The sequence below is a fragment of the Escherichia sp. TW14182 genome, assembly GCF_000208525.1.
GTDB lineage: Bacteria > Pseudomonadota > Gammaproteobacteria > Enterobacterales > Enterobacteriaceae > Escherichia > Escherichia ruysiae.
Map to the genome: position 1 here is coordinate 1 of NZ_AEJZ01000137.1, position 11,409 is coordinate 11,409.

The window sequence follows — 11,409 nt, forward strand, 5'->3', positions numbered from 1 at the left end:
TAAATCAGTAAGTTGGCAGCATCACCCTGTTCGCGTTTCCTTTCTTCTTATTACTGGATAGCAAAAGTACGCTCATCATCTGGTGCAGTATGATCCTCGGCTACAACTTAGGTCCGACGATGATGTTTGCCGTGCAGCCAACACTTTTCACCCGCATGTTCGGTACCAAAGTACGATATACCGGCCTTTCTTTTGCTTATCAATTTTCCGCGATTCTTGGCGGACTAAGTCCCCTTATCGCCTCAAGTTTGCTGGCGCTAGGGGGAGGAAAACCGTGGTATGTCGCTCTGTTTTTATTTGCTGTCTCAGTTCTTTCCTTTGTTTGCGTCTGGCTGATTGAGCCGACCGATGAACAAGAAACCGCTTCTTACCGCTACATCAGGGAACAATCTCATGAAAACTGAACGAAAAAACGAGCATTACCTGGCGCTACAACAGGCGTTTGACGCGCCATGGCCTGGGCCTGTAGGAGAGTTAGTGACGCTGGAAAAAGGCAATATTCACCTGCAGATTTATCCGCATGATGGTGCCAGGATAACCTCGTTAAAGGCATTTGGTTCTGAAGTATTACGCCAATGGCAGCCGCAGCGCAGAGCTTTTCAGTATGGCTGTTTCCCAATGGTGCCGTGGGCAGGGCGACTGGGGAATGCGACGCTGAATGCTGGTGGGCAATGTTATTCTTTACCCGCCAATAAACCACCACATGCGTTGCATGGTATGGCTTGTTACTCAACGTGGGAAATCATCGACAAAACAATAGATTCCCTGACTTTACGTATGCCCCTGGCTTCACCGTGGCCCTGGCAAGGGGAAGTGATTCAGACTTTTTTGCTGGAGAACGATGCGCTGGTTTTGCAACTGGAAATCCATTCACATACCGATACATTCCCGGCCTCTGCAGGCTGGCATCCGTGGTTTGCGAAAAAGCTGACTCCGCAAAATACAGAATCGTTGCAGGTGCTTTTTGATGCGGACTGGCAAGAGGAAGCGGGTAGTGATGAACTGCCAACTGGAAATCGCATCTCTCCTCAAGCTGGTCCCTGGGATGACTGTTTTGGTTTTTATGACGGGGTGAAGGTTAAGTTACTGTGGCCTGGTAAACTCACGATGACCATGACCTCTTCTGCAAACAGTCTGGTGGTATTTGATAAACAGCCCGATGCCACCTGTGTTAATCCGCTTACTCAGGCACCTAACGCAATAAATCTAACGCCGGAATTGGTGACATCAGATAAGCCGCTGGTCATCGAAACTCGTTGGCAATTTACACCTGAATCTTAACCATTCATCTATTGCGAAAAAGCCAGTGAAATTACTCTGCTTTTTCGCAATCAGCATCACAAGATTACCCTTATTGCCACATAGCCAAACCCATCCTTTCCCGCTACAGTTAATTTCCTGTGGCGAGAAAGGAGGCAAAAATGCTCTATATCTTTGATTTAGGTAATGTGATTGTCGATATCGACTTTAACCGTGTGCTGGGAGCCTGGAGCGATTTAACGCGCATTCCGCTGGCTACGCTTAAGAAGAGTTTTCATATGGGGGAGGCGTTTCATCAGCATGAGCGCGGGCAAATTAGCGATGAAGCGTTCGCAGAGGCACTGTGCCATGAGATGGCCTTACCGCTAAGTTACGAACAGTTCTCCCACGGCTGGCAGGCGGTGTTTGTCGCGCTGCGCCCGGAAGTGATCGACATCATGCATAAACTGCGTGAACAGGGGCATCGCGTGGTGGTGCTTTCCAATACTAACCGCCTGCATACCACCTTCTGGCCGGAGGAATACCCGGAAATCCGTGATGCTGCCGACCATATCTATCTGTCGCAAGATTTGGGTATGCGCAAACCGGAAGTGCGAATTTACCAGCATGTTTTACAGGCAGAAGGTTTTTCACCCAGCGATACCGTCTTTTTCGATGACAACGCCGATAATATAGAAGGGGCTAATCAGCTAGGCATTACCAGCATTCTGGTGAAAGATAAAACCACCATCCCGGACTATTTCGCGAAGGTGTTATGCTAAAAACCATCCATGAAAAAGCCAGGCATCGTACTCGTCCACTATGGGCCTGGCTGAAACTACTCTGGCAACGCATTAATGAGGACAACATGACAACCCTGGCAGGTAACCTTGCCTATGTGTCGTTGCTCTCATTAGTGCCGCTGGTTGCCGTTGTTTTTGCGCTTTTCGCCGCTTTTCCCATGTTTTCCGACGTCAGCATTCAGTTGCGTCATTTTATTTTCGCCAACTTTCTACCTGCCACTGGCGATGTTATCCAGCAATATATCGAACAGTTTGTTGCCAATTCCAACAAGATGACCGCCGTCGGGGCATGTGGGCTGATCGTCACGGCATTATTGTTGATGTATTCCATCGATAGTGCACTCAACGCCATCTGGCGCAGTAAACGGGTGCGTCCCAAAATTTACTCGTTTGCTGTGTATTGGATGATTTTGACGCTGGGGCCGCTGCTGGCGGGAGCCAGTCTGGCGATTAGCTCCTATCTGCTCTCCCTGCGCTGGGCGAGCGAGCTCAATACCGTTATCGATAATGTGCTGCGTATTTTTCCGCTGCTGTTGTCGTGGATCTCCTTCTGGCTGCTGTACAGCGTTGTTCCCACCATTCGCGTACCTAACCGCGACGCGATTGTCGGCGCGTTTGTCGCCGCGCTCCTGTTCGAAGCAGGGAAGAAAGGTTTCGCGCTTTATATCACCATGTTCCCGTCATATCAGCTCATTTACGGCGTACTGGCAGTGATCCCCATTCTCTTTGTCTGGGTCTACTGGACATGGTGTATCGTCTTGCTTGGGGCGGAAATTACTGTCACTCTCGGGGAATACCGCAAACTAAAACAAGCTGCTGAACAAGAAGAAGACGACGAACCATGATTGCATTAATTCAACGCGTAACCCGTGCCAGCGTCACCGTGGAGGGAGAAGTGACGGGCGAAATTGGCGCGGGACTTTTGGTGTTATTGGGTGTCGAAAAGGATGACGACGAACAGAAAGCAAACCGTCTGTGCGAGCGTGTGCTCGGCTATCGCATCTTCAGCGATGCCGAAGGCAAGATGAATCTCAACGTGCAACAGGCGGGCGGTAGTGTGCTGGTGGTTTCCCAGTTTACCCTTGCCGCAGATACCGAACGAGGGATGCGCCCAAGTTTCTCCAAAGGCGCATCACCGGATCGCGCAGAGGCGTTATATGACTATTTCGTCGAACGCTGCCGTCAGCAAGAGATGAACACGCAAACAGGACGCTTCGCTGCGGATATGCAGGTATCGCTGGTCAATGATGGCCCCGTGACATTCTGGTTACAGGTATGAGCCAGCTTCCAGGGTTGTCACGGGAAACAAGAGAGAGTATCGCTATGTATCACCTTCGGGTTCCACAAACAGAAGAAGAATTAGAGCGTTACTATCAGTTTCGCTGGGAGATGTTGCGTAAACCCCTGCATCAACCGAAAGGTTCTGAACGCGACGCATGGGATGCGATGGCGCATCACCAGATGGTCGTCGACGAGCAGGGTAATCTGGTGGCGGTAGGTCGGCTGTATATCAATGCCGATAACGAAGCCTCCATCCGTTTTATGGCCGTTCATCCCGACGTGCAGGACAAAGGGCTAGGGACGCTGATGGCGATGACCCTGGAGTCGGTAGCACGCCAGGAAGGCGTTAAGCGCGTGACCTGTAGCGCCCGCGAAGACGCGGTGGAGTTTTTTGCCAAGCTGGGGTTTGTGAATCAGGGGGAGATCACCACGCCCACCACCACGCCTATTCGTCATTTTTTGATGATTAAACCCGTCGCTACTCTGGATGACATTTTGCATCGCGGCGACTGGTGCGCCCAGCTCCAGCAGGCGTGGTATGAACACATCCCATTAAGTGAAAAAATGGGCGTGCGCATTCAGCAATATACCGGGCAAAAATTTATCACCACCATGCCGGAAACCGGCAATCAGAATCCGCATCATACGCTGTTTGCCGGGAGTTTATTCTCGCTGGCAACGCTCACCGGTTGGGGGCTTATCTGGCTGATGCTGCGCGAACGCCATCTCGGCGGAACGATTATTCTGGCTGACGCGCATATTCGTTACAGCAAGCCGATTAGCGGTAAACCTCATGCGGTAGCCGACCTCGGTGCGTTAAGTGGCGATCTCGACCGTCTGGCGCGCGGGCGCAAAGCGCGAGTGCAAATGCAGGTTGAAATCTTTGGCGACGAGACGCCTGGTGCGGTGTTTGAAGGGACGTATATCGTTCTTCCCGCTAAGCCATTTGGCCCTTATGAAGAGGGCGGGAACGAAGAAGAGTAGGACGTTTTACTTCACTGAAAAGGTTTTCAATCTGAAAACCTTTTCAGTGCCCAGGTCCGGAGTTACCTTCCCGCTCTCCAGGCAACATCCCGTAGTGCCGATCGCGCAGCCTCGCTAATACCCCCTAACTGAAAAAATCCGTGGATAACCCCGAGGTAGCGTTGGCAGGTACATTGCACGCCTTGCTCTGTCATCCTCTGATACAGCGCCTCGCCTTCATCACAAAGCGGGTCATATTCTGCGGTAATTATATGAACTGGCGGCAAGCCATTAAAATCATCGCGCCAAAGAGGGCTGGCGTCAGGATGCTTGCGATCAATATCTGGCAGATACATCTCAAAGCCACTCAGTAGAGTATCGCGTGTGATGATGTAATCGTGACCATTGCGTATGTAGCTTTCGAAATGCGCAGTCGCATCAAGCAGGATAACGCACTTTTGAGCGGTTGACTCACAGCATGACCCAGATGAATGAAATTATTGAAGGAACGCGACAGCCTTCACGGACTTTTGAAATTGATGCTATGAAAATCAAAGAAATACGCCACGCTTCAAGGTTGTCACAATCTAAATTTGCCGATCTTATTTCCGTAAGCGTAGACACGTTGCGTAACTGGGAGCAGGGGCGGCGTTCACCGACCGGGCCTGCAAAGGCTTTGCTGCGAGCGATTGCCAATGATCCGCAACATGTGCTGCAAGCACTTAACCGTTAGAGGCATGGTTATGCCATACAGAAAGCAGCAGCATTCAGAGCTCCTATGAAAGCGGCATAGTGCCGCCTGTTCAGGAGTTTTGCTATGACCCGTAATCGTGCTGAACGTCGCCATCATATGGCGCGATTAAAAAAAATCCGCCGTCGTTATTGCACAGCAGGCGATGGAAGCTTAAAAGCATCAGGTGTTTGCTTTCGTACTCCCTGTCTTTGTTCTTGTTGGATGTGTGGGCATCGACGCTATCATAATGGTCCCCGCGTGTCGGAAATTCGTGCAAAAGCACGCTATGCGAATTAAGGGAAAATGATGAACTATTTTAAGGAAGCACATTTTTAGAACTCTTAACAGGAGACTAAAAATGTCCACATTTAATACGCGTAAAGACCGGGATCGTAATGGTAAAGCGAAGCCGCATAAGCATTCAGGGATCTCAACACTTACAGGCAAATGGCGTCATCCTTCAATGGATTGTTGGGTAAACTACAGTACACCGGGCGACCATGAATGGAAGCGCCTTTATACTACGCTTCGTCGTCGCGCCGATGATCGACGCCAATGCTATAGAGTGATGCGGGGGGATGATCCGGACGGAATCGTTTGGTTCCCGGACTGTTATCCGCAAATTTACTACTACTAGCAATCAAAGACCAGTTGGTGGCAGCACTGACTGGTCAGTTATGGATGGTAGATTTCACCTTAAACGTGGTGCGGTAAAGATGCCGACTTTTTTCGGGTACACCATCCTGTGAAGCAAATGAAGACCCAATCAAAAAAATATTCTTGAATATAAAATATTTATCGCATCCATAATTCATCCTTATTATTTGTTGTTTCTTTTCTGTAGATGTGCCCCCGCTTAATTAAAAGTAATAAACCATCCTGGGCTATAACTAAACCATTTTTGAGTAACAATTGAAATAACTGCAACTGTTACATTATCTTTGGAAACCGCCTCGTAAAAACAAAACAACATGCAAAGATCACCTTTCGTTAATTAATTTTTCGGCGTAGTTTTCGCACATACATTAATGAGAAATATATGTAAGGTGGTGAAAATGGCGATGAATACGGTTTTTCTTCATTTATCAGAAGAGGCAATTAAACGGCTGAATAAGCTCAGGGGCTGGCGTAAGGTTTCGCGATCTGCAATTTTGCGCGAAGCGATAGAGCAATATCTGGAGCGTCAGCAATTCCCGGTGCGTAAAGCAAAGGGTGGCAGGCAAAGGGGTGAGACAGTAGGTGTTGATGATCAGTGTAAGGATCATAAGGAATGACAAAATTTTTTTTATTCTTGAATATAAAAAACCAGATGCCCTTATTCTGGTATTAATACGAGGCTGTTTTACTTGAACTTATAATAACTGCAACTGTTACATCGTATCTGGAAAACGCCTCGCGAAATACGAGAGATTTTGCGGGAATAGCAGGTGTCGTCACACCCTATGAGCTGTAATCCGGGCGACCAGCGCCACCCGGAAAACGTCAGAGATTACTCCCCTTCACCCGGAAACAGGAACGGGTTAATGGAACTACGGGCGTAGCCCTCTTGCTCCATTCGCGCGTCCAGTACCAGAGAGGCGAGGTCATCTGCCACGGCTTCAACTTTCGGTTCTTTTTCCTGATAAAGAATCTTCAGGTAAGTGCCGCAGTCATCGCAGCTTTCGGCTTTAATCGCGGCCTGTTCGTCATCCAGCGACCAGTAATGCAGTTTGCCGCTCTGCTCGCAGTTGCTGCATTTTACGCGCACTACGTGCCATTCGGTTTCACACAGGTTGCAGTGCAGGTAACGCAGACCCTGAGTGGTGCCAATTTGCACCATGCTGGACACCGGCATAGAACCACAAACCGGGCAATATTGACGTTGTTCGCCATATTCCGCACGCGCTTTGCCGGGGATCAGATTAGCCATCTGCGCCCAGTAGAGCGACAGTGCAGCCCAAATAAACGGCGCTTTATCGCTGCTGACGGACGAGAAATCAGAGGCAAACAGTGCGCTGGCCATATCTTCCAGCTCCTGTGTTGATGCCTTCTCCAGATTCTCAATCACGGCCAGCGCCGGACCGCTCATTTCTGGTTTCAGCTCAGCAATCAGCGCCATCAGTAGCTTTTGCCAGTGCTTATCGCGCGGCAGGACGTGAATATCCAGCGGTGGCTTACCCTGTGCGCTGGCTTCTTTAATGCGCGCGGTCAGATCCATCTCCAGCGGATGGTCGTACAGCACCACTTCCTGGGCGTGGGCGATAAGCGCAGCAAAGCGCAGGTAATCACCCAGCGGATTATTTTCTGCCAACTCGCGCAGACGCTCGGCGCGGCGGTTGTATAAATTCTTGAGCCGAGGGAACAATAACGGCGGAATCATATCCGCCGTACGTTTCTCGCTCGAACCCAGCTCATCTTGCGGGATTATGCGAATACTCATTCAGCTTTCTTTTCCGTTGTCTTGCGGACTTCACGATACCAGCGTGGATGGTGTTTCTTCGCCCATGCGCTGGTAACCCATCCTTCCACCATGGCGGTAATCGTGCCTTTCACCCAAAGGGCGGCGTAGATATGCACCATGATAACCACAATTAACGCTACTGCGGCAAATGAATGCAGCATTAACGCGAATCGGATCACCGGGATTGAGAAAGCAGGCGCAAAATAAGGACGCCAGATAATCACACCGCTCACCAGCAGCAGAACCAGGAAAATAATCGCTGCCCAGAAAACGCATTTCTGACCGAAGTTATAACGCCCGGTGTCACCTACTTCCTCGTTGACGACGATCTTACGAATATTCTTCGCCCAAAAGATATCATCCCGATTGATTAGGTTGTGATGCCAGTAACGGAAAAACATGATGATGAACGAGGCAAACATAACCACGCCGACAAACGGGTGCAGAATTCGCGCCAGCTGCGGTGTGCCCATGATTTGCATCAACCAGTTGAAGGACGGGAACAAAAAGCCCAGCCCACTCACCGCCGCCAGGATGAAACAGAAGGCGGTTACCCAGTGGTTGATACGTTCCGGCGCGGTGTAGCGCACGATGGTGTCACGTCGTTTCATTTGCGCTCCTCGTCTTTCTCTTCGTGCAGATTGTTCTCTTCCTCATCCGCACGGTTCGGACCGACACCCACGTAGTGGAAGATACTGGCCGCGAAGGTAGCCGCAAAGCCAACAGCCGCGAGCGGTTTCCAGATGCCTTTCCAGAATTTCACGGTTTCGCTGATTTCCGGGTTCTCCGGCAAGCCATGATACAGGTTCGGCTTGTCAGCATGGTGCAGCACGTACATCACGTGTGTACCACCGACGCCAGCCGGATCGTACAGACCCGCATTGTCGTAACCACGGGTTTTCAGCTCCGCCACGCGCTCGCTCGCTAGCGTTTTCATCGACTCTTTCGTACCGAAGTGAATCGCGCCCGTCGGGCAGGTCTTCACACAGGCCGGTTCTTGCCCAACCACCACGCGGTCAACGCACAGCGTACATTTGTAGACGCGGTTGTCTTCTGGGTTAAGACGCGGAATATCGAACGGACAGCCCGCAATGCAATAACCGCAGCCAATGCACTGCTCGGACTGGAAGTCGACGATACCGTTGGCATACTGAATAATTGCCCCTTCCGCCGGGCACGCTTTCAGACAGCCTGGATCGGAACAGTGCATACAGCCGTCTTTGCGGATCAGCCATTCCAGTTTGTCGTTCTGCTCCACTTCCGAGAAGCGCATCACCGTCCACGATTTGGCACTTAAATCATTGGGGTTGTCGTACACCCCAATGTTATTGCCGACGGTATCGCGAATGTCGTTCCACTCTGAACACGCCACCTGACAGGCTTTACAGCCGATACAGGTGGTGACGTCGATGAGTTTCGCCACTTCTTCCTGGAAGTCCCGCGCCTGAGGCGCGGGGGTCAGACCGTTAGTCGCGGAACGACGAATGATATCTTGAGATTGATAAGCCATATGTCGTCTCCGTTACACCTTTTCCACATTCACAAGGAAGGACTTAAACTCCGGCGTCTGCGTGTTCGCATCACCAACGAATGGCGTTAACGTATTGGCAATAAAGCCTTTTTTCGCAACGCCTTCATAGCCCCAGTGAATCGGAATACCGATGGTATCGATATCTTTGCCGTTCGCTTTCAGCGTGCGAATACGTTTGGTCACCACCGCTTTGGCTTTGATATAGCCACGGTTGGAGGAGACTTTCACGGTATCGCCCTGGGCAATGCCAAGTTTATTCGCCAGCGACTCACCGATTTCCACAAACTGCTCTGGCTGCAAAATCGCGTTCAACAGCGCGTGTTTGGTCCAGTAGTGGAAGTGCTCGGTCAGACGATAGGTGGTTCCGACATACGGGAACTTATCGGCTTTACCCAATGCTTCGGCGTCGTCTTTAAAGATACGTGCAGCCGGGTTCGAGATAACGCTTGGATGCAGTGGGTTAGTTCCCAGCGGCGTTTCAAACGGCTCGTAGTGTTCCGGGAACGGACCTTCCGCCATCTTATCGAGGGCAAACAGACGCCCCATGCCTTCCTGCTGCATGATAAACGGCCCGACGCCGCTGCCCGGAGGCGCTGCGCTGTAGTCCGGAATATCCCAGCCGGTCCACTTAGTGCCGTCCCATTTCAGCAACTGACGCTTCGGATCCCACGGGTTACCCTGCGGATCTGCGGAGGCGCGGTTATACAGAATGCGGCGGTTAAGCGGCCATGCCCATGCCCAGCCCAGCGTGTTACCGAGGCCAGACGGATCGGCGTTATCACGGCGTGCCATCTGGTTGCCCTCTGGCGTCCAGCTACCGGCGAAAATCCAGCAGCCACAGGAGGTGGTACCGTCATCGCGCAGTTGGGCGAACGAGCTAAGTTGTTGGCCTTTCTTGACGATAACCGCCCCGGTTGCCGGATCGGTAATATCCGCCAGCGCCTTACCGTTGCTCTCCATCGCCACTTCTTCCGACTTCGGCTCATGCGGGATGGCGTAGTTCCAGGTCATGTTCAGCACCTGGTCCGGGTTCGCGCCACCCTGTTCGGCATACATCTTGCGCAAGCGCAGGAAGATACCGGAGAGGATCTCGCCATCAGTCAGCGCAATCCCCGGGGCGTCCGCACCTTTCCAGTGCCACTGCAACCAGCGACCGGAGTTAACGATTGAACCGTTCTCTTCCGCGAAGCAGGTCGATGGCAGACGGAACACTTCGGTCTGGATCTTCGACGAGTCAACTTCGTTCAGCTCACCGTGGTTCTGCCAGAAGTTAGAGGTTTCAGTGTTCAGCGGGTCGATGGTGACGAGGAACTTCAGTTTCGACAGACAGCCGATCACTTTGTTTTTGTTCGGGAATGAGGCAACAGGGTTAAAGCCCTGGCAGATATAGCCATTGACCTTGCCCTCTTTCATCATCTCGAAGTATTGCAGGACGTCGTAGCCTTTATCCCACTTCGGCAACCAGTCAAAGCCCCAGCTATTTTCCGCCGTCGCTTTATCACCAAAGAAGGCCTTCATCATGGAGACGAAGAATTTCGGGTAGTTGCCCCAGTAGTTAACCTGGCCTTCCAGCAGCGGTTTTGGCGTGTTGGCGGTAAGGTAGGTTTGCAGATCGGTCTGCTTCTCGCTTGGCAGCGTCATGTAACCCGGCAGGCTTTGCGACAGCAGCCCCAGATCCGTCAGCCCCTGAATGTTGGAGTGACCGCGCAGGGCGTTAACGCCGCCGCCAGCCATCCCCATATTACCGAGCAGCAACTGGATCATCGCCATGGTACGAATGTTTTGCGCACCAACGGAGTGTTGCGTCCAGCCGAGCGCGTAAAGGAACGAGGCAGTTTTATCGTGAGCACTGGTTTCTGCGATGTATTCGCAGACTTTCAGGAACGCGTCTTTTGGCGTACCACAGATGTTTTCAACCACATCTGGCGTATAACGGGAAACGTGCTGTTTCAGCAAGTTCCACACGCAGCGCGGATGTTGCAACGTGGTATCGCGTTTGGCGAAGCCGTTTTCGTCCAGTTCGTAAGTCCAGGAAGATTTATCGTACTTACGTTTTTCCGCGTCGTAGCCGGTGAACAGGCCATCTTCAAAGCCGTAATCCTCACGCACGATCAGGCTGGCGTTGGTATAGGCTTCGGTGTATTCGCGGTTGAATTTTTCATTGTTCAGCAGGTACAGCAAAACGCCTGACAGGAAAGCAATGTCAGTACCGGAACGAATTGGGGCATAGTAGTCAGCCACCGCCGCCGTGCGCGTAAAGCGAGGATCAATCACAATTAGCTTCGCGCCGTTGTGAATTTTGGCTTCCATCGCCCAGCGGAATCCTACCGGGTGAGCTTCAGCGGCGTTACCGCCCATCACCACGACAAGGTTGGCGTTCTTGATGTCGACCCAGTGGTTGGTCATCGCACCGCGACCA

At 51.5% G+C, this 11,409-nt stretch carries 13 protein-coding genes and 2 pseudogenes; 10 read left to right on the top strand and 5 right to left on the bottom strand.

Going from position 1 to position 11,409, the window contains the following annotated elements:
* Positions 1-14: 14 nt before the first annotated feature.
* From EQY_RS0112620 to fabY, 6 genes and pseudogenes are all read left to right on the top strand, one after another.
* Positions 15-404: pseudogene (locus tag EQY_RS0112620) on the top strand (MFS transporter); the annotation flags it as partial.
* Positions 394-1,281: an aldose 1-epimerase gene (locus EQY_RS0112625; protein WP_010348285.1), complete on the top strand. Its 888-nt coding sequence runs from the start codon at positions 394-396 to the stop codon at positions 1,279-1,281. The pseudogene EQY_RS0112620 and the gene EQY_RS0112625, both read left to right, overlap by 11 nt.
* A gap of 140 nt (positions 1,282-1,421) precedes the next feature.
* Positions 1,422-2,021: a glucose-1-phosphatase gene (gene yihX / locus EQY_RS0112630; protein ID WP_024212557.1), complete on the top strand. Its 600-nt coding sequence runs from the start codon at positions 1,422-1,424 to the stop codon at positions 2,019-2,021.
* On the top strand, positions 2,015-2,887 hold the full coding sequence (locus tag EQY_RS0112635) for a virulence factor BrkB family protein (protein WP_000920722.1): 873 nt from the start codon (positions 2,015-2,017) through the stop codon (positions 2,885-2,887). Before yihX ends, EQY_RS0112635 begins: the two co-directional genes overlap by 7 nt.
* Positions 2,884-3,321, top strand: coding sequence for a D-aminoacyl-tRNA deacylase (dtd, locus tag EQY_RS0112640; protein ID WP_000560983.1), 438 nt, complete (start codon positions 2,884-2,886; stop codon positions 3,319-3,321). The genes EQY_RS0112635 and dtd overlap by 4 nt, the downstream gene beginning before the upstream one ends.
* Before the next feature lie 44 nt (positions 3,322-3,365).
* Complete coding sequence (gene fabY / locus EQY_RS0112645; RefSeq protein ID WP_001297068.1) at positions 3,366-4,307, top strand: fatty acid biosynthesis protein FabY; 942 nt, start codon at positions 3,366-3,368, stop codon at positions 4,305-4,307.
* A 62-nt stretch (positions 4,308-4,369) separates the two neighbouring features.
* On the opposite strand, the pseudogene EQY_RS0112650 reads toward fabY, so the two are convergent.
* Positions 4,370-4,732 (bottom strand): annotated as a pseudogene (locus tag EQY_RS0112650) (alpha/beta hydrolase fold domain-containing protein); the annotation flags it as partial.
* A gap of 32 nt (positions 4,733-4,764) precedes the next feature.
* Between EQY_RS0112650 and EQY_RS0112655 the strand changes: the two are divergent.
* From EQY_RS0112655 to EQY_RS0112670, 4 genes are all read left to right on the top strand, one after another.
* A complete protein-coding gene (locus EQY_RS0112655) occupies positions 4,765-5,019 on the top strand; it encodes a helix-turn-helix domain-containing protein (protein WP_000192901.1) in 255 nt (84 codons plus the stop codon).
* Positions 5,020-5,103: 84 nt separating this feature from the next.
* On the top strand, positions 5,104-5,316 hold the full coding sequence (locus EQY_RS0112660) for a hypothetical protein (RefSeq protein WP_024212558.1): 213 nt from the start codon (positions 5,104-5,106) through the stop codon (positions 5,314-5,316).
* A gap of 61 nt (positions 5,317-5,377) precedes the next feature.
* The gene (locus EQY_RS0112665; RefSeq protein ID WP_032227001.1) at positions 5,378-5,656 is read left to right on the top strand and encodes a hypothetical protein; all 279 of its coding nucleotides are present in this window, start codon (positions 5,378-5,380) and stop codon (positions 5,654-5,656) included.
* Between the two features lie 418 nt (positions 5,657-6,074).
* A complete protein-coding gene (locus EQY_RS0112670) occupies positions 6,075-6,293 on the top strand; it encodes a ribbon-helix-helix domain-containing protein (RefSeq protein WP_001251287.1) in 219 nt (72 codons plus the stop codon).
* 215 nt (positions 6,294-6,508) lie between these two features.
* On the opposite strand, the gene fdhE is transcribed toward EQY_RS0112670, so the two are convergent.
* The 4 genes from fdhE to fdnG all read right to left on the bottom strand — a co-directional run.
* The gene (fdhE, locus tag EQY_RS0112675; RefSeq protein WP_000027708.1) at positions 6,509-7,438 is read right to left on the bottom strand and encodes a formate dehydrogenase accessory protein FdhE; all 930 of its coding nucleotides are present in this window, start codon (positions 7,436-7,438) and stop codon (positions 6,509-6,511) included.
* The gene (gene fdoI / locus EQY_RS0112680) at positions 7,435-8,070 is read right to left on the bottom strand and encodes a formate dehydrogenase cytochrome b556 subunit (protein ID WP_000829031.1); all 636 of its coding nucleotides are present in this window, start codon (positions 8,068-8,070) and stop codon (positions 7,435-7,437) included. The genes fdhE and fdoI overlap by 4 nt, the downstream gene beginning before the upstream one ends.
* A complete protein-coding gene (gene fdoH / locus EQY_RS0112685) occupies positions 8,067-8,969 on the bottom strand; it encodes a formate dehydrogenase O subunit beta (protein WP_000331377.1) in 903 nt (300 codons plus the stop codon). The genes fdoI and fdoH overlap by 4 nt, the downstream gene beginning before the upstream one ends.
* Before the next feature lie 12 nt (positions 8,970-8,981).
* Positions 8,982-11,409 (bottom strand): formate dehydrogenase-N subunit alpha (gene fdnG / locus EQY_RS0112690; protein ID WP_000474361.1); only part of this gene is annotated, 2,428 nt, incomplete at its 5' end.

Excerpts from the sequence above, each read along its gene's own strand:
- fabY (WP_001297068.1), top strand. The coding sequence starts at position 3,366 with ATGTATCACCTTCGGGTTCCACAAACAGAAGAAGAATTAGAGCGTTAC.
- EQY_RS0112625 (WP_010348285.1), top strand. The coding sequence starts at position 394 with ATGAAAACTGAACGAAAAAACGAGCATTACCTGGCGCTACAACAGGCG.
- EQY_RS0112635 (WP_000920722.1), top strand. The coding sequence starts at position 2,015 with ATGCTAAAAACCATCCATGAAAAAGCCAGGCATCGTACTCGTCCACTA.
- fdoH (WP_000331377.1), bottom strand. The coding sequence starts at position 8,969 with ATGGCTTATCAATCTCAAGATATCATTCGTCGTTCCGCGACTAACGGT.
- EQY_RS0112665 (WP_032227001.1), top strand. The coding sequence starts at position 5,378 with ATGTCCACATTTAATACGCGTAAAGACCGGGATCGTAATGGTAAAGCG.
- fdoI (WP_000829031.1), bottom strand. The coding sequence starts at position 8,070 with ATGAAACGACGTGACACCATCGTGCGCTACACCGCGCCGGAACGTATC.
- EQY_RS0112660 (WP_024212558.1), top strand. The coding sequence starts at position 5,104 with ATGACCCGTAATCGTGCTGAACGTCGCCATCATATGGCGCGATTAAAA.
- EQY_RS0112670 (WP_001251287.1), top strand. The coding sequence starts at position 6,075 with ATGGCGATGAATACGGTTTTTCTTCATTTATCAGAAGAGGCAATTAAA.
- yihX (WP_024212557.1), top strand. The coding sequence starts at position 1,422 with ATGCTCTATATCTTTGATTTAGGTAATGTGATTGTCGATATCGACTTT.
- fdhE (WP_000027708.1), bottom strand. The coding sequence starts at position 7,438 with ATGAGTATTCGCATAATCCCGCAAGATGAGCTGGGTTCGAGCGAGAAA.
- EQY_RS0112655 (WP_000192901.1), top strand. The coding sequence starts at position 4,765 with ATGACCCAGATGAATGAAATTATTGAAGGAACGCGACAGCCTTCACGG.
- dtd (WP_000560983.1), top strand. The coding sequence starts at position 2,884 with ATGATTGCATTAATTCAACGCGTAACCCGTGCCAGCGTCACCGTGGAG.